Origin of the sequence: Haloplanus litoreus (assembly GCF_045690335.1) — an archaeon.
Taxonomy (GTDB): domain Archaea; phylum Halobacteriota; class Halobacteria; order Halobacteriales; family Haloferacaceae; genus Haloplanus; species Haloplanus litoreus.
Genome location: NZ_CP147874.1, coordinates 1,854,461 through 1,871,168 on the forward strand (window position 1 = coordinate 1,854,461; position 16,708 = coordinate 1,871,168).

Sequence of the window (16,708 nt, forward strand, 5' to 3'; positions counted from 1 at the left end):
GCTACAGGATCCGTTTTCCGAGCGCGCTCGCGGCGAGTTCCACCGCGAGTTCGCCCGTCGCGTTGTGGTCGTCGAGAATCGGGTTCACTTCGACGAGTTCGAGCGACCGCACCGTCGCGTCCGTGGCCACCCGTTCGAGCGCCGCGTGGGCCTCGCGGTAGGTGACGCCGCCACGGACCGGCGTCCCGACGCCGGGCGCTTCGGTCGGCTCCAGCCAGTCCAGGTCGAGGCTGACGTGGACGCCGTCGCCGCCGCTCGCGGCGTCCACGGCGTCGGCGACGACGGCCGTCACCCCTCTGTCGTCGATATCCGACATCGTGTAGGCGTGGACGTCGCTCCCGCGCAGGGCCGCCTGCTCGCCGGCGTCGAGGTCACGCACCCCGACGAGGGCGACCCGCGAGGGGTCGAGTCCCGGTGCCCGCGCCCAGTCCAGTTCGCCGAATTCGCCGCGACCGAGGGCGGCCGCGAGCGCCATCCCGTGGACGTTTCCCGACGGCGTCGTCGTCGGCGTGTTGAAGTCCCCGTGCGCGTCGAACCAGAGGACGCCGACGTCGGCGTCGTGGGTCGCTCCCGCGAGCGATCCGATGGCGATGGAGTGGTCGCCCCCGAGGACCAGCGGCGTCCCGCCTGCGGACAGCGTCTCGCGCACTCGGTCGGCCAGCCGGGTACACACCGACTCGACGACCGGGAGATACTTGGCGTCGGCGCGGCCGGGATCACGACCCTCGGCCCGCGGGACGGAGAGGTCACCGGCGTCGGTCGGCTCCAGCCCCATGGCCCGGAGCGCGGCCCCGAGTTCGGCGTAGCGAATCGCCGACGGTCCCATGTCGACGCCGCGGCGACTCGCCCCGTAATCGGTCGGGACGCCGAGGATCCGGACCGGTTCGTTCATGTGGGATCGTCGGGCCTTCGACGTGAAAAAGAGGACGTCCGGAACGGTGGGGGTCGCTCACTCGTCGCGGTAGGGCGCACACACCCGCGTGACTCCTTCCTCACTCGTCACTCGTCGCGGTAGGGCGCACACACCCGCGCGACTCCTTCCTCACTCGTCACTCGTCGCGGTAGGGCGCACACACCCGCGCGACTCCTTCCTCGAACCCTATCTCCGGCTCCCAGCCCGTCGCCGCTCGGAGCTTCGAGGCGTCGGCCATGGTGTCGTGGACGTAGACCGGCAGGGGGTTCTCGACGTACTCGGGGTCGACGTCGGTGCCGAGTTCGTCGTTGATCATCTCGACCATCGTGTTGAAGTCGTAGCTCTCGCCGGTGCCGACGTTGTAGATGCCGTGGAGTTCGTCCTCGGCCGCGAGTTCGATGGCACGGACCACGTCGTCGACGTGGGTGAAATCGCGGGTCTGCGAACCGTCGCCGAAGAGGACGGGGGCCTCGCCGTCCGCGATGGCGTCGGCGAACTGCGCGACGGTGTTTGCGTACTCGCCTTTGTGTTCCTCGGCGCCGCCGTAGCCCTGATACACCGAGAAGAAGCGCAGGCCGGCGAGGCTCATGTCGTAGTGGTTACCGAAGTACTCGCCGTAGCGTTCGCGCGCGAGTTTCGACGCCTCGTAGCAGGTGCGGGCCTCGATGGGCATATCCTCGGGCGACGGCTCCGTCCGGGTGCCGTAGATGGAGGAGGTGGTCGCGTAGACGACGGTGTCACAGCCGTCCTCGCGAGCCTGCTCGACCGTGTTGACGAACCCCTCCACGTTGACGCGGGTGGCCTCGCGTTTGTTCTCCTCGACCATCGTATAGGAGGAGTAGGCGGCGAGGTGGAAGACGACGTCCACGTCGGTCGGCAGGTCGTCGTCGAGGACGCTCCCGTCGACGAACTCGACCGGACCGTCGGCGTTCCCGTCCGCGTCGACGCCGTCGAGGTTCTCGGGTGTGCCGAGGTGACAGTCGTCGAGCGCGATGACCTCGTTGTCGGCCGCGAGATGATTCGCCAGATTCGACCCGATGAATCCTGCACCGCCCGTGACCAAGACGCGCTTCCCTCTCATGGTGGTGACAAATCTCGACAGATGCAAAGCCGTATCGCTTTCACGGTGAGGGGCGACTCGAAATCGAGCGTGGTTTCCCTACATCCATCGAATTTAATAACGCTAGTCACCAACTCTAACCCATGTCATCAATCGAACTGACGTCGAGTCAGAAAACGATCCTTACGGCCCTCATCAACCTCCACCGCGAGACGGAAGACGCGGTCAAAGGGGAAGATATCGCCGACGAAGTCGACCGGAATCCGGGCACCATCCGCAACCAGATGCAGAGCCTGAAGGCCCTCCAGTTGGTCGAGGGCGTACCGGGACCGAAGGGTGGGTACAAGCCGACGGCGAACGCCTACGAGGCACTCGACGTGGATCAGATGGACGAACCGGCTGCCGTCCCGCTGCTCCACAACGGCGACCCCGTCGACACCGCGAACGTCGGCGAAATCGACCTCTCGTCCGTCCACCATCCCGACCTGTGTCGGGCGGAGATTCACGTGCAGGGTTCGGTCCGCGAGTTCCACGAAGGCGACAAGGTGCGCGTCGGTCCCACGCCGCTCTCGAAACTCGTCATCGACGGGACCGTCGACGGCAAGGACGACACCGACAACATCCTGATTCTGCGGATCGACGACATGCGGGCGCCGGCTGAACAGCCGGAACACTGATCGGCCAGTCACCAACCGCGTGTCACCGTCGACGCGTCGGCCGCGGCGTCTCGCCCCGAGGTGGCCGACTCCCCCGACCGGAGCGACTCGGCGGACACGGCCAGGGTAGTTTTCGTCACGATACCGCCACCGTGCGGCGCTCGTCACCGCCGGACTTTCACCCCTCATCCCTCGCCCGTCGCCCACCGTCGCGTTCGGCGTGGTGGAGACGGCGACGAGCGCCGGGCTGGCGACGTGGCTCGGCAGGATCGACGGTCGTGGTGAGTCGCCCCGTCTCGTCTACATGTCCGACCAGGCGTCGATGGCCCGGCCGACCGAGGAGACGTCCGCGATCCAGCGTGCGGCGACGGCTTTCTTCAACAGTTTCGCGCCGACACCGCCGAAGGTGTTGATCGGGAGGGGATCGACGCCGTGGGCGACTGCTTCGTCGCCGACGGAGACGAGCGTCCCCTTGTCGTCGTAGGTCCACGTCCGCAGGGACTGGCCCTTGTCGGCACGGAAGAGATTCTCACCGGCGACCTCTGCGGCCTGCCAGGCGGCCTGGGCCGTCGGTGGGGCGAACTCCTCCGGCCCCTGTTCGATCAGCGCCGAGTCGCCGATGGCGAAGACGCGTTCGTCGCTCGTCCGGAAGTCGCGGTCGGCGTACACCCGGTTGCTCCGGTCGTCTTTGTCCACTGCGGCGTCGGCGAGTTCGTCCTGTCCGGTGATGCCACCGGTCCAGAGGAACACGTCGTAGTCGAGTTCGGTCGGGTCCTCCTCTTCGCTACCGCCGACGTAGATGGTGTCCTCGTCGACCTTCGAGACGAACTCACCGCACATGATGTCGACCCCGGCGGCTTCCAGGCGTTTGCGGAGGGCGCCCTGGAGTTCGGGATCGTTGCCCGGGAACACTTCGTCCAGACCTTCGACGAGCGTCACGTCGATGGGTGCGCGGTGTTCGTCGCGGTATTCGGCGATTTCGCCGGCCGATTGGATGCCGGAGAGGCCGGCACCGCCGACGACGACCTGTGCCGGATCGGTCCGGGTCGCGTCGGCGGCCGCGTCGGCAACGTCGCTGTGAATCTCGCGGGCATCGTCGAGGCTCTTGAGCGTGTGAGAGTGCTCTTTCAGCCCCTCGATGCCGTAGAAGGCGGTGCGACTCCCGAGGGCGACGAGCAGGTAGTCGTACGGGACCGGCTCACCGTCCTCGAGGTGGACTTCCCGTTCGTCGACGTCGACGCCCGTGACGCGGTCCTGTCGGAACGTCGTCTCGGGAGATTTGATCTCGTCGACGGGGATGGAAATCTTGGAGGCGACGCTCGTGTCACGGACGACACGATGAGCCTCGTGGAGAACGAGATGATAGTCGTGCTCGGAGATCCAGGTCAACTCGGCGCTACCGTCCGCTACTTCTTCGAAGCGTGTGACGGCGCCGGCACCGGCGTACCCGGACCCGAGAACGACGACCTGAGAGGTCATACGCGTCCATCCGAATCCATGCGTTATAGGGGTGTTGAAACGGCCGCGAGCGGCCGCGAATCGGTCGCTTGTCGAGGGTGTTCTCGACGGCCGTCTCTCTAGAGCGAGAGGTCGGCGTGCCAGGCGTCCGCGCCACCTTCGTCGCGTCGCTCGTCCATCCTGTGGAGGAGCGCGGCGGCCAGTCCCCCGACCTCCGCGGCCCGACCCTCCCCTTCGGTGCGGAACTCGCCGGTCGTCCGGTTGGCGAAGACGGTACAGACCGCGCCCGCGCGGAGACCGTAGACGTTCGCAAGCGTCAACACGGCGCTCGCCTCCATCTCGATGTTCTTCACGTTCGCGCCCCGGAGGTCGTCGAGCAACGTCTCGCTCCCGGGTGCCTCGAATCCCTCGAACCCGGGACGGGCCTGCCCCGCGTAGAAACTGTCCGTGCTCAGGGTGACGCCGCAGTGGTAGTCGTAGCCGAGACGTTCGGCGGCCGCGATCAGCGCCGACACGACCGCGTGGTCGGCGACGGCGGGATACTCTGCCCGGACGTACTCGTCGCTCGTTCCTTCGCCCCTGACCGCACCGGTCGTGATGACCAGATCACCCACGGCCATCTCCGGGTGGATGGCGCCGCAGGACCCGACCCGGATGAACGTCTCGGCGCCGACGCGAGCGAGTTCCTCGACGGCGATGGACGCCGACGGACTCCCGATGCCGGTAGAGGTGACCGAGAGGGGCGCCCCGTCGTGCGTCCCCGTAGCGGTGCGGTACTCACGGTGGCTCGCGACCATCTCGGCGTCGTCCCAGTAATCGGTCACGACGTCGACGCGGGCTGGATCGCCGGGCAGTAACACCGTCTCGGCGACGTCCCCGGGCGCGACTTCGAGGTGGTACTGCCGGTCGGTATGGTCTCCCATGGAGAACCGTACGGGGACGGTGAGCAAATAGCGTAGCGTTTGGGTCTGTCCGGGCACCCGATGGCCAGACCGCGCGCGATCGGGTGTGCGACGACTTACGGAGGCCACTACGGTGTGGTGGGACGCCCCTTGGACGGCAGGCTGGCTGACGCGGTGCCGGCTATCGGTACTTGGGTGTGACCCAGCTACAGGTCGAGCACGCGTGGATGCCCTGGACGTTCAACACGTCGTTGTCGCAGGACGGGCAGGTCGATAGCTCGGACGGGTCGGTGGGTCGGCTGAGTTGGGTCATCTTGTTAGAGTAATGTCACTCATCCCATAAAAAGGTGATGTGTGTATGTCTTGCATAGTCGTTATACTGTTCAAGGATGTATTCTATTTCTGGATACTGGTGTTCGTTCGTTTGTTACTTCACTCTGTATCGATACGTGTGGCCGCTTCGAGCGTTTCGGGGCCGATAGTCGCGGGGAGGAGTTCGCCCAGAGTGTACTCGTTCGTCGACTCCCCGCCCTCGTCACAGACCACCGGCAGGTCGTCGTCGCAGAACTCCGCCAGCGTCTGGCGGCACATGCCACAGGGGGTGACGCCGTCGCGGGCACCGGAAGCGACGGCGAGGCGGTCGAACTCCCGATGACCCCGCTTTATCGCTTCGGCGATGGCGACTTCCTCGGCGTGGAGGCTGTTGCTGTAGTTGGCGTTCTCGATGTTGCTCCCGGTGAAGACGGTGCCGTCGGCGGTTCGAAGCGCCGCTCCGACCCGGTAGTCGGAGTAGGGGACGTAGGCGGCGTCGAGGGCGTCGCGAGCGCGTTCGACGAGTTCGTCGGGCATGGTCGCCGAGTTCGGGCGGTCCACGCATATACCCTCGGACGCCGACACCCGAGGGACTTTTACTCGCGGAGCGCCGACTGCGCCCTATGGCACTCTCTCAGGGCGAGGCGTCGACGCCGAATCGACGACGCGCACTGCTCGCGGTGACGCCGTTCCTGTTGCTTGGCCTCGCCGACGTGCTCCTCCTCCTGTTCTGGGGAATCGAACCCCTCTGGGCGTTCGCCATCCTCCCGCCCATCCTCTTCTGTACGGTGCTCGCGTGGCTGGCGTTCAGCACCGACTTCCTCGAAGAACGGACCTAACGGCCGGTGTCGTACTTGTAGGTCGCGCTCTCCGGGTCGATGCCGAAGTCCTCGGCGTCCGCCTTCGACGATTCCTCCTCCTGACGAGGGCTGGCGTTCTTGAACGCCTCACGCAGTCGGGCCGGCATCTCGAACGCGTCGACCTTGAGGCTCGTCGCCACGGCGTCCGGCTGGACCGACTCGCGTTTGGCCGCCAATCGCTCCTCGATTTTCGCCGGCAACGCGCTCGATTCGTGCGGTTCGAATCCGAACTGGGCCAGGTAGTTGGGCCGATCGGTCACCGAATACACCGTCTCGAACCCTTCGGCTGCCGCCGTCTCGACCAGTCGCTCGACGACGTGTGCCCCCACGCCCTGACCGCGCCACGCGGGCAGGACACCCACGCCCGTGAGTTCACAGTACTCGCCCGCGTCGGTCTTGTGAATGCGGACGCGGCCGAACCCCGCCCGTTCGTCCGTCTCCTCGTCCACTGCGATGACGTAGTCCCGGGACCGGAAGGCGGCGTCGTCCAGGGCCATCTCCTCGATGTGGTCGAGCAACCAGGCCTCGTCTCGGTTCTTGGCATCCCGGACGTACATGTCCCGACGTACTCAGCGGGACAGTAAAAGGATTCCCCGGTCGGCGTTCGGACCGCGCCACCTCACACGGCCGGCTGTACGTCGAGACGGAGATTCGCAACCGGGAGTGGTGACTCTCTTCGAAACAGCCGACAGTATCACTCGCCGAGCGCCTCGCTGTGACGGTCGAGGACGGTAGCCAGCGTGAGGTTCTTCTCCGCCAGTTCGTAGCGAACCCGCACGACTGGGACGCCCACGTCGATCAGGCGGCCAAGGTCGTGGGGCGTCCCCGAGACGACCACCTCCGGATCGGCGTTTCGGATCGTCGCCTCCAGATCCCGGATCTGTTCCTCGCTGTATCCCATCGCCGGAAGGACGGCGTCGAGGTGGTCGTACTCGTCGAACACCCGTCGGAGCGAGCCGACGGCCCCCGGTTCCGGATCGACAATGTCGGCGGCGCCGTACTTGCGGGCGGCGAGCAGACCGGCGCCGTACGGGGCGTCGCCGTGGGTGAGCGTCGGGCCGTCCTCGACGACGAGGACGCGCTTGCCGGCGATGGCGTCGCCGTCGGCCGTGATCGTCGAGTTCGCGTGGATGATTTTCGCGTCGGGGTTCGTCCGGCGGACGTTCGCCTCGACCGTCCGGATATCGGCGACGTCGGCGGTGTTTTCCTTGTTGATGAGTACGTAGTCCGCGAGACGGAGGTTGGTCTCTCCGGGATGGTAGCGCAGTTCCGCCCCCGCCCGGTGGGGGTCCACCAGGACCACGTGGAGGTCGGGCACAAAAAAGGGGAGTTCGTTGTTGCCGCCGTCCCAGACGAGCACGTCTGCCTCCGCTTCGGCCCGGTCGAGGACCGCTTCGTAGTCGACGCCCGCGTACACGACGTGGCCCCGTTCGAGGTGGCTCTCGTACTCCTCACGCTCCTCGATTGTGACCGCCCCGTCGTCGAGGTCCGCGAGGGTTTCGAAGCGTTGCACCCGCTGGGCAGCGAGGTCACCGTAAGGCATCGGCTCCCTGACGACGACCACGTCCCGCCCGCGGTCCGCCAGCAGAGCCGCGAACTTCCGGGCGGTCTGGGACTTGCCACAGCCGGTGCGCACCGCGTCCACGGCGACGACGGGAACCGCCGCATCGAGCATCATCCGATCCGGCCCGACGATACGGAAGTCGGCGCCCGCGGCCAGCGCACGCGACGCCGCGTGCATGACGTGTTCGTGGGAGACGTCGGAGTACGAGAACACCACCGTATCGACGTCCTCGTCGGTGACGATGCGTTCCAGACGCTCTTCGGGGCGGATCGGAATCCCGTCGGGGTACCGGTCGCCGGCCAGTTCTGGCGGGTATCGGCGCTCGGTTGCGTCGTCCAGTTCGCCGAGGTTCTGGCCCGGGGCACGGGTAAACGCGACCACCTCGGTGTCGTCGTCGTCCCGAAAGACCGTGTTGAAGTCGTGGAAGTCGCGTCCGGCCGCGCCCATAATCAGGACTCGCGTCCGAGTCATACTACTAACTACTTGCCGAGCAAGGAAAGCGTATGGTCGACGCTCCAGGGTCGCCGGTCGTCGTCGCTCTCGGCGGCAACACGCTCCTCGGTCAGCACGGTCCGTGGACTGCCGACGAAGAGGTCGCCGCAATCGAACGAACCGCCGGCCGACTCGCCGACGCCGTCGACGCCGGATACGACCTGGTGCTCACCCACGGCAACGGTCCACAGGTCGGCAATCTGATGCTTCAACAGGAGTCGGCCCCGGACACGCCACAGCACCCGCTTGACGTTCTGGTCGCGGAGACGCAGGCGAGCATCGGCTACCTGCTCCAGCGGGCCCTCGACAACGAACGCCCGGGCGTCACGGAAACACTGACGCTGGTGACGCAGGTGGTCGTCGACCCCGACGATCCGGCGTTCGACTCCCCGACCAAACCGGTCGGCCCGTTCTACACCGAGGCCGAGGCGTCGTCCAAGCCGTTCGAAACCCGCGCGGTCGGTGACGGCGAACGGCCCTACCGTCGCGTCGTCCCCTCGCCGGAACCGGTGTCGGTCGTCGAGGCCGACGAGATCTCCCGCCTGGTCGACCGCGGGAAGCCGGTGATCTGCGGCGGTGGCGGCGGCGTTCCCGTTGTCCGAGACGGGGGTCTCCGTGGGGTGGAAGCCGTCGTCGACAAAGACCACACCTCCCGACTGCTCGCCTCGGAAGTCGGTGCCGAGACGCTCGTCGTCCTCACCGACGTCGAGTACGCCTACGTGAACTACGGCGAATCGGGGCAACGGCCTCTCCGCGAGGTGTCCGCCGCGGCCCTCAGGCGACACCTCGACGATGGGGCGTTCGCCGCGGGGAGCATGCACCCGAAGGTCGAGGCCTGTTGTCGGTTCGTCGAGGAAGACGGGGAGCGGGCCGTGATCACGACGCCGGAGCGACTGGCGGACGCGCTGGCCGGCGATGCCGGCACACGAGTGGTATCCTGACGCGGTGTCGACAGGCCGCGTCCGTTCCCACGCGCTGGAAACGAGGCGCCCTCATTAGGTGCTGACGGGTGGTGAGACTCACCGGTGTCGATACGTGAGTACAGACGCAACATTCGAGCGAACGACGAACTTCGAGACGGACGCTGCGACGCTCATCGAGGGCCTCCCCGGCCTGGGCATGGTCGCCTCCATCGCCGTCGACCAGGTCACGAACCAGTTGGCACTCGACCAGTACGGCACGATCCACTCCGAGGACTTCCCCCCGGTCGCGGCGTTCGCCGACGGGCGAGTTCGCGATTCGGTTCGTGTCTACGGTGGGACGGATCCGGCCGTGTTGACGCTGCAGAGTGATGTACCGATCCCACCGGACTCGGTCGGCTCGCTGAGTCGGTGCGTGGTGGCCGACCTGGCCGAGTCGTTCGAGCGGGCAATCTTCCTCGCCGGGGCGCCCGCCGACTCGGAGTCCGAGGTCGGGGACGTCGTCGGTGTGGCGACGAGCGACGACTTGGAGGCCGCACTCACCGGCGCGGGAATCTCCCTCGCCGACGGATCGGGCGTCATCGGCGGCGTGACGGGGGCACTACTCGACGAGTGTTACCACGCCGACATACCGGCGGCCGTGCTCGTCGTTCGCTCGAACCCGTACATCCCCGACCCGGGTGCTGCCCGAACCGTCATCGAGGACGCGCTCGAACCCCTCGTCGACTTCGAGGTCGACACCGAGGCACTCCGCGAACAGGCCGAGGAGATCCAGCGACAGAAACGACAACTCGCCGAACAGCTACAACAGTACCAGCAGGGGGACGGTCGGAAGCCGACGGGGACGCCGATGTATCAGTGACCGTCCCGACGGCGGTTAGCGGACAACGGTGACGGTGACCGTCGTCCGCTCGACGATCCCCTTGGCGACGCTCCCGAGCAGTCGCTCCGTTCGCTCCGACCGGCCGCGGTGGCCGACCACGATGGTGTCGAACCCCTCCTCCTCGGCGAAATCGGTGATGGCAACGACCGGAGTGCCGTAGAGGAGTTCCGTCTCTACCTCTTGGCCAAGGTCGGCCGCGAAGTCGGTGGCGTCGTCGAGGACCTCTAGCCCCCGATTTTCGGTGTCCTCGATGTTCTCGATGACGAGTCGCTGCTCGGCATCCGAGAGCGACGAGATGGGCCCCGTTCCACCCCGGTCGTAGATGGCCGGGTCGACGGCGTAGGCCACCGTCACCGATCCGTTCGTCGCGTCCGCGATATCGGTCGCGTACGCTAGCGCCTCGTTCGCTTCCTCGGAGCCGTCCACCGCGACGAGAAGCTTCATAACAACCCGTAAGTCGCGAACCGAGGTTAAACGGAGACGTCGTTCCAGCGCGATGGGAAGTTCGATGTTCGTTTTGTTCGATTAGTTACTACTTCGTGAGAATAGCCGGCGGCCTATTTGTGGCCGTGACACCGATACCTCTCCGTCTCATGCCCTACACGCTCGAAATCAGCGACGAACTCAGAGCACGCCTGGACGACCACCTCGAGGAAGACGAGACCTACGAGGAGCTGATCGAGGAACTGATCTCGATGTACGAGACGGAAGGGACGTTCCTGCAGGAAGGCTACTCGGAGTGAGCGGCGCCGGTGGGCGTCCGTGACGACGTGCGGACGATCTCCGGATCGAACTCCCGGGACGTTCGTGCTCTTGGGAGATGTCGGATGCCTGTAGCGAGCGTCCGACGGTGCGCCCCGTCCGGCAACGCGGCTTCGACTGCGCCGTCGAACGGGGGACCGGTACGAATTCGCCCGAGCCGCGACGGACGCCGGGCCCAGCGGCTCTCGTTTCCCCGCGGGGGCGCCGACCGCCGGCAGTTTCATTTCCTGATTCGACTCCCCGTACCGCGAACCGCTCGCTGACGCTCACGGTTCAGCGGTGGGAGTGGGATTCGAACCCACGAGGCCTCGCGGCCACCTGCTTTCCAGGCAGGCACGATAGTCCACTCCGTCATCCCACCGACCGTGCGACTCCGACGGGTCGATTACTCGTCGGTCTCTTGGGGGCCGCCACCCGTCTGGGCTTCGTTCGCCTCACTCCACCCGCCCGCGTCGGTCAGTTCGAACAGCTTCCGCCAGTTCTCGTCGTCCTCGCTCTCCGGGAGCTGGTCGCGGAGTTGCCGAAAGTCCGAGGCTGGCACCAGGTCGTGAATCATGTCGACGATGACCTGTGCGTGGTAGGCCGCGTCGGCCCGGTCCGCGTTTTCGATATCGCTGACTCGTGTGATGAACTCCGCCCAGTCGAAGCGTTGGCCGTGTTCGTGGACGGCGCCGGTCATGTACCACTTGATCTCTATCGGTAGCGAGGCGGCGAGGTCCTCGGCGGCCCCGGCGGGAATCCGCTGGCCGAGCGTCATCAACGTCGCACGGATGGCCCGAAGGGTTTCGCCGGTGCCGGGGAGTTCGAGACGGTGCTGTACCGTGCCGGTGAACTCGTCGAATTTCATGCAGTTGACACTCGTTCGGAGTACGTAATCAATGGCGTCGCCCGTTCTTATCGTGTGGGAACTGTACACGCGGGAACGGCACGTCCGGAATGGGTGCGTTCGCGGGAGCGACGCCCGTCGCTCAGGCTTCGAGGAGCCAGCCGAATCGCTTCTCCCAGAACGCCTCGTCCGGGTGTTTTTTCGTCTTCCCGTGGGTCTTCTGGTCGCGAATCTGTCGCTGGAGCACGTCCCGCGCCTCGTTGATCGCGTGCCGTGCGCCGTACCCTTCGCCGGAAGCGATGTACTGGCCGTCGTCGGTGTGCAGGCGGATACGTGCGAGCAACAGCGGCGTCCCGCGGAGCATCTCGTCGTGTTCGTGGAGGTGGATCTTGGCGTCGATGACGTTCATGCCGTGATCCCGGTCGTCCAGTCCGTCGATCATCGCGACCACCTCCTCGTAGCTCACGTCGTCCAGCAGGTCGCTGCCGTAGAGTTGGACGCTCCGGTTGCCGCCCGCCTCCCACGTCAGGGAGTCGAGGACGTCCGTCTTCGTGACGATGCCGACCGGGTCCCCGTCCTCCGTGACGACCAGCGACGATCCGCCGACGTCGAACATCGCGTCGACGGCCACGTCGAGGGTCTCCTCCCGGTCGACGGTGCGGACCGGCGACGTCATCACGTCCCTGACGGGGAAATCCAGAATCCGCTGCAGTTCCCCCTCGCGGGCGCCGAAGCCGCCGCCGCGCGACCGGCCAGCGCTCTCCGAAAGCCCGCCACCGAAGGAGTCCGTCCCGCTCGCGTCGCCGCCCTGACTCCGCTGGGACGAGCGCACCGTCAGCCCCATCACGTCGTAGAGGCTCAGAATGCCCGTGACGGATCCCGCCTCGACCACCGGGAGATGCGTGATGCGGTGCTCCCGGAAGTCGTGGAGGGCTTCGCCGAGGGTCGCGTCCGGTTCGAGTGATACGATGTCGGACGTCATCGCCTGGGCCACCGTCGCCGCGTCGAGGAACGACTGCACTGCCCGGAGTACCCCGTCCGCGGTGACGACGCCCGTCAGCGTGCCGCCATCGAAGACGGGTAGCAGTTTGGAGTCGCTGTCGATCATGAGTTGTGCCACCTCGCGTACGTCCTCGTCCGGGTCGAGTCGGGGCACGTGCCAGACCAGCGAGCCGACCGTCTCGTTCGGCTGGTGGTGTGACGTGGCGAGTTGCCGTCTCGTGACGACCCCTTCGAACTCGTCCCCGACGACGACGACGCCGGCGACCGACGGATCGTCGAACGCCCCGACCAGTTTCGATGCCCGCGTTTCGGGGGCGAACTCTACGTACTCTCGGGAAATGATGTCTGTGATGTCCATTGGTGTATCGCCTCGTATCGGCCGCACGTCGGCGCCCCGTGGAGGGGTTCTCGGTGCCGCCGAAAGTTATACACTCTGTAACAAAAGTACGCCGATGGTTCCCGTCGGGTGACAACAGCCCCGGTCGTACAGAGCGGTCCGTGCCTTACGTTCACACATGACTTCCCCGCCCGAATCGACCGTCTCCATCCCGGCAGACGGCGTCAAACTCGACGGGTCGCTCTCGGTGCCGGCGGACGCCCCGGGACTGGTCGTCTTCGCCCACGGCAGTGGGTCCAGCCGGCACAGTCCGCGCAACAACTACGTCGCCGACGTGATCCGCGAACACGGTATCGGGACGCTGCTGTTCGACCTGCTCACGGAGGCCGAAGACCGAAACCGGGAGAACCGATTCGACATCTCCCTGCTGACGGAGCGATTGATCGCCGTCACCGAGTGGCTATGGACGCGCGAGACCACCGCCGATCTGCGCCTCGGGTACTTCGGCGCCAGTACGGGCGCCGCCGCCGCGCTCCGCGCTGCGGCGCACTTCGGCGACGACGTCGACGCCGTCGTCTCCCGTGGTGGACGCGTCGACATGGCGAGCGACGCGCTCGCCGACGTACGGGCGCCGACGCTGTTCGTCGTGGGCGGTGCCGACACGGAGGTGCTCGAACTCAATCGCCGGGCGTTCGAGGAACTCACCTGCGAGAAGGACCTGCACGTCGTCCCCGGCGCCGGTCACCTCTTCGAGGGAGACGGGGAACTCGAAGTGATGGCCGACCGTGCGGCCGACTGGTTCGTCGAGGCGCTCGCGTAGGGACCGGTGAGAAATCCGGTCACAGGGTGACCGGAGTCGCGACGGCGCTCAGTACGGCAGGAAGTACAGGCCGATGGCGAACACCGGGAACAGCACGACCATCACGATCATGGTGTACCCGAGGATATCCCGAGCGCGAACCTTCGTCAGGCCGAGCAGCGGGATGGCCCAGAACGGCTGGAACATGTTCGTCCACATGTCACCGACGCCGTAGGCGACGATAGCCTTGCCCGGCGGCACGCCGAGTTCGACCGCCGCGCTTCCGACGACGCCGCCGATGATGCCCCACTCGCCGCCACCGCTCGGGACGAACAGATTCATGACGCCACCGAGGAGCCACGCGATGACCGGGAACGTCTGCGGTGTCGCCACCGCGAGCAGACCCTCGGCGATCAGGTCGGAGAGCCCGGAGTTGCTGATGATGCCCAGAATCCCCGCGTAGAAGGGGAACTGCAGGATGATGCCGGCTGCCCCCTCCGTGGCGTCACGGATGGTCTCCATGTACGCTGCGGGCGTCTTGTGCAAGAACAGGCCGAGGGCGATGAACGTGAAGTTGAACACGTTGAGGTCGAGTGCTTCGCCGATGCCGCCGGCGGTGACGAAGTAGTTGATCACGTACACCATCATGCCCAGACCGATGAGGTAGGCGATGGCCCGACTGTCGTTGAGGCGGTCCGCCGGCGACCGACTGACGCCGGTCGCCGCCGCGGTGCCGCCGTCGGCGACGGTGTCCTCGGGGGCGTCGTCCTTGAGCAGGCTTGGGGCGTAATCGTCGATACCCGTCGCGTCCTCCTCCTCCGGGGCGAGAAACGCCAGGACGGGGATGACCGTCAGGAACACCAGTACCGCGATGCCCAGCGCGTAGATGGTGAACACGCTCTCGTTCAGCGGAACGATGCCGATGATATCCTGGAACGGGTGATCTTCCGTCGCGGAGAGCAGTCCCGCACTCGTCGACGGGCCGACGTGCCAGATGGTCTGGCTCGTATAGCCCGCCGCACAGAGGATCGGATAGTGGAACGTCTTGCCCCGTTCGTGGCCCGCGCGCGCCACGAAGATGGCGAAGATGGCGCCGACGATGAGTCCGATACCCCAGTGGAAGTACCCGAACAACAGGGAGACGGCCGCCACGAGCGCCGCCGCCTGTGTGTTGTCGTTCGGAATCGACGCCAGTTTGTCCAGGTAGCTACTGACGAAATCGGAGTCGGCGACGGCGTACCCCGTGACCAGGATCAACACCATCTGCATCGCGAACGTCAGGAGGGTCCAGAATCCGTCGTACCAGTTCTGGATGTTTTCATACGGCCCGTCCGGTGTGAACGCTATCGCGGCCACGTAGGCGATGATCGTCAGGATCACCGCAAACAGGAACGGGCTGGGAACCCACTTCTCCGACCAGTCCGCCATCGTTCGACCGAACGATTGCACGCTCTGTCTTGCTGTCATAGACGTTCACAAGCGACATGATAATCGGTTATAAACCTATGCCCGCCGGTGACATAGGCCGCCGACTGCGGTGTCGGAATCGGGTAGCAGTCCGCCGATAGTCGTCCGTTCTCCCCCTGTCGGTCTTCCGCTATTCAAGTAACCGACATCCTCAAACGGCCGTACCGCCTCTGTGCCGACGAGATGATGTTGCCGACCCACGCCATCGGTGGGATGCTGGTGGCGCTCCCGGTGGCACTCGCGATGCCCGAACTTTCGAGCACCGCCCTCGTCGCCGGGTTCCTGGGGGGTGTCCTCCCCGACCTGGATATGTACGTCGGTCACCGGAAGACTCTCCACTACCCGGTCTACTACTCGGTGGCCGGCGGGATCGGGGTCCTCGCCGCGCTGTTGGTGCCGTCGACGTCGGCCGCCGCCCTCGCGTCGCTCTTCCTCGCGGCGGCGGTTCACTGCGTCGCCGACGCCTACGGCGGCGGTCTGGAACTCCGACCGTGGGAGGGCACTTCCCGTCGCGCGGTCTACGACCACTACCACGGCCGCTGGATCGCGCCGCGTCCGGGGGTTCGGTACGACGGGTCGCCGTCCGACCTCCTCCTCGCGACAGTGCTGGCTGTCCCCCTCCTCGTCGTCGTCGACGCCCCCTACTCGTGGCTCGTCGCCGGTTCCCTGACCGTTGCCGCCGTCTACACCGCGGTCCGCCGCACCCTCCCCGCCCTCGTCGAACGCCTCGTGTCGGCCCTGCCGACGTGGACGCGCCCGTACCTTCCCGCCCGATACCGGATCGACGGTCCCACTCTCACCTCCCCGAGGGACGACTAATCCAACCGTATCGATGTTCGACGTCTTCGGCTCCCTCACGCTCGCCGTACAGGTCGCCATCGGCGGGACACTCCTCGAGGGGATCCGACGTCGCGACCCGTCGGTGACCGTCAACGCGGTCCTCGCCCTCGTCCTCGCCGTCCTGCCGACGCTCGCGATTGGCCACCTCGCGGGCGTCGGTTCGACGATCTCGCTGTGGGTCGCCGTCGCGGGCTTCCTCCACTGTCTGGGGATGCTCGGTCTCTACGAGTCCGTCACGTGGTGGGACCACCTGACCCACACCGTGTCGGCGGCGCTCGTCGCTGCGCTCCTCTACGCCGCCCTCCTCGTCAGCGGCGCCGACTCGGGACAACCGCCTCTCGCCGTGCCGGCCGCCACACTCCTGTTGACAGTCGCCATCGGCGTGTTCTGGGAACTCGTCGAACTCGTCGCCCGCGACGTCGGCGAGCGGTTCGACGTCGACCCCGTCCTCGTCCACTACGGGTGGCGGGATACGGCTCTCGATCTGGGTTTCGACGCGTTCGGGGCGCTGGTGGTCGTGCTGTTGGATCTTTCCATCTTCGTTCCGGTCCTCGAACGGACGCCAGCGCTGACTCGGCTCGTCCTCCTCTGGAGTACGGGGCTCGTGGTCGTCGGTTCGGCCCTCGCTGTCCTTGGCATCCGAACGACTGGCTGA

Annotated in this window: 19 protein-coding genes and 1 tRNA gene; 8 read left to right on the top strand and 12 right to left on the bottom strand. The window is 66.4% G+C overall.

The genetic code is table 11. The features are described from left to right. Position 1: 1 nt before the first annotated feature. Entirely contained in the window at positions 2–892 is an 891-nt protein-coding gene (gene rocF / locus V8686_RS10060; protein WP_379703854.1) for an arginase, read from the bottom strand. Between the two features lie 157 nt (positions 893–1,049). Then, positions 1,050–1,994, bottom strand: coding sequence for an NAD-dependent epimerase/dehydratase family protein (locus V8686_RS10065; RefSeq protein ID WP_379703855.1), 945 nt, complete (start codon positions 1,992–1,994; stop codon positions 1,050–1,052). A gap of 122 nt (positions 1,995–2,116) precedes the next feature. Here V8686_RS10065 and V8686_RS10070 point away from each other — a divergent pair, with 122 nt between their 5' ends. Then, positions 2,117–2,650, top strand: a complete 534-nt coding sequence (locus V8686_RS10070; RefSeq protein WP_379703856.1) for an Rrf2 family transcriptional regulator — start codon at positions 2,117–2,119, stop codon at positions 2,648–2,650. Positions 2,651–2,929: 279 nt separating this feature from the next. Here the strand turns inward: V8686_RS10070 and V8686_RS10075 are convergent, their stop codons facing one another. From V8686_RS10075 to cdd, 3 genes are all read right to left on the bottom strand, one after another. Then, positions 2,930–4,108: an NAD(P)/FAD-dependent oxidoreductase gene (locus tag V8686_RS10075; protein WP_379703857.1), complete on the bottom strand. Its 1,179-nt coding sequence runs from the start codon at positions 4,106–4,108 to the stop codon at positions 2,930–2,932. A gap of 98 nt (positions 4,109–4,206) precedes the next feature. Next, positions 4,207–5,010 (bottom strand): nucleoside phosphorylase, encoded by an 804-nt coding sequence (locus tag V8686_RS10080; RefSeq protein WP_379703859.1) that lies wholly within the window; start codon positions 5,008–5,010, stop codon positions 4,207–4,209. A 411-nt stretch (positions 5,011–5,421) separates the two neighbouring features. Further along, positions 5,422–5,838 (bottom strand): cytidine deaminase, encoded by a 417-nt coding sequence (gene cdd / locus V8686_RS10085; RefSeq protein ID WP_379703860.1) that lies wholly within the window; start codon positions 5,836–5,838, stop codon positions 5,422–5,424. An 86-nt stretch (positions 5,839–5,924) separates the two neighbouring features. Here cdd and V8686_RS10090 point away from each other — a divergent pair, with 86 nt between their 5' ends. Then, entirely contained in the window at positions 5,925–6,140 is a 216-nt protein-coding gene (locus V8686_RS10090; protein ID WP_379703861.1) for a hypothetical protein, read from the top strand. Here V8686_RS10090 and V8686_RS10095 read toward each other — a convergent pair. Beyond that, a complete protein-coding gene (locus tag V8686_RS10095; protein ID WP_379703862.1) occupies positions 6,137–6,718 on the bottom strand; it encodes a GNAT family N-acetyltransferase in 582 nt (193 codons plus the stop codon). The genes V8686_RS10090 and V8686_RS10095 overlap by 4 nt on opposite strands. Before the next feature lie 137 nt (positions 6,719–6,855). Then, positions 6,856–8,196, bottom strand: a complete 1,341-nt coding sequence (locus V8686_RS10100; protein ID WP_379703863.1) for a cyclic 2,3-diphosphoglycerate synthase — start codon at positions 8,194–8,196, stop codon at positions 6,856–6,858. Between the two features lie 32 nt (positions 8,197–8,228). Here V8686_RS10100 and arcC point away from each other — a divergent pair, with 32 nt between their 5' ends. After that, complete coding sequence (gene arcC / locus V8686_RS10105) at positions 8,229–9,158, top strand: carbamate kinase (protein ID WP_379703864.1); 930 nt, start codon at positions 8,229–8,231, stop codon at positions 9,156–9,158. Between the two features lie 94 nt (positions 9,159–9,252). Further along, entirely contained in the window at positions 9,253–9,999 is a 747-nt protein-coding gene (locus tag V8686_RS10110; protein ID WP_379703865.1) for a proteasome assembly chaperone family protein, read from the top strand. A gap of 15 nt (positions 10,000–10,014) precedes the next feature. Here the strand turns inward: V8686_RS10110 and V8686_RS10115 are convergent, their stop codons facing one another. After that, positions 10,015–10,464, bottom strand: a complete 450-nt coding sequence (locus V8686_RS10115) for a universal stress protein (protein ID WP_379703866.1) — start codon at positions 10,462–10,464, stop codon at positions 10,015–10,017. Positions 10,465–10,613: 149 nt separating this feature from the next. Here V8686_RS10115 and V8686_RS10120 point away from each other — a divergent pair, with 149 nt between their 5' ends. Then, on the top strand, positions 10,614–10,763 hold the full coding sequence (locus V8686_RS10120; RefSeq protein ID WP_379703867.1) for a DUF7557 family protein: 150 nt from the start codon (positions 10,614–10,616) through the stop codon (positions 10,761–10,763). 296 nt (positions 10,764–11,059) lie between these two features. Here the strand turns inward: V8686_RS10120 and V8686_RS10125 are convergent. The 3 genes from V8686_RS10125 to V8686_RS10135 all read right to left on the bottom strand — a co-directional run bounded on the left by V8686_RS10125 (position 11,060) and on the right by V8686_RS10135 (position 12,968). Continuing rightward, a tRNA-Ser gene (locus V8686_RS10125) sits at positions 11,060–11,143 on the bottom strand. A gap of 24 nt (positions 11,144–11,167) precedes the next feature. Then, positions 11,168–11,629 (bottom strand): DUF2267 domain-containing protein, encoded by a 462-nt coding sequence (locus tag V8686_RS10130; protein WP_379703868.1) that lies wholly within the window; start codon positions 11,627–11,629, stop codon positions 11,168–11,170. 121 nt (positions 11,630–11,750) lie between these two features. Then, positions 11,751–12,968, bottom strand: a complete 1,218-nt coding sequence (locus V8686_RS10135; protein WP_379703869.1) for a CBS domain-containing protein — start codon at positions 12,966–12,968, stop codon at positions 11,751–11,753. Positions 12,969–13,125: 157 nt separating this feature from the next. On the opposite strand from V8686_RS10135, the gene V8686_RS10140 reads away from it, so the two are divergent. Continuing rightward, positions 13,126–13,767: a dienelactone hydrolase family protein gene (locus tag V8686_RS10140; protein WP_379703870.1), complete on the top strand. Its 642-nt coding sequence runs from the start codon at positions 13,126–13,128 to the stop codon at positions 13,765–13,767. A 48-nt stretch (positions 13,768–13,815) separates the two neighbouring features. Here the strand turns inward: V8686_RS10140 and V8686_RS10145 are convergent, their stop codons facing one another. Then, complete coding sequence (locus tag V8686_RS10145) at positions 13,816–15,213, bottom strand: short-chain fatty acid transporter (protein WP_379703871.1); 1,398 nt, start codon at positions 15,211–15,213, stop codon at positions 13,816–13,818. 183 nt (positions 15,214–15,396) lie between these two features. Here V8686_RS10145 and V8686_RS10150 point away from each other — a divergent pair, with 183 nt between their 5' ends. Continuing rightward, the gene (locus V8686_RS10150; protein ID WP_379703872.1) at positions 15,397–16,032 is read left to right on the top strand and encodes a metal-dependent hydrolase; all 636 of its coding nucleotides are present in this window, start codon (positions 15,397–15,399) and stop codon (positions 16,030–16,032) included. 13 nt (positions 16,033–16,045) lie between these two features. Continuing rightward, positions 16,046–16,708, top strand: a complete 663-nt coding sequence (locus tag V8686_RS10155; RefSeq protein WP_379703873.1) for a hypothetical protein — start codon at positions 16,046–16,048, stop codon at positions 16,706–16,708.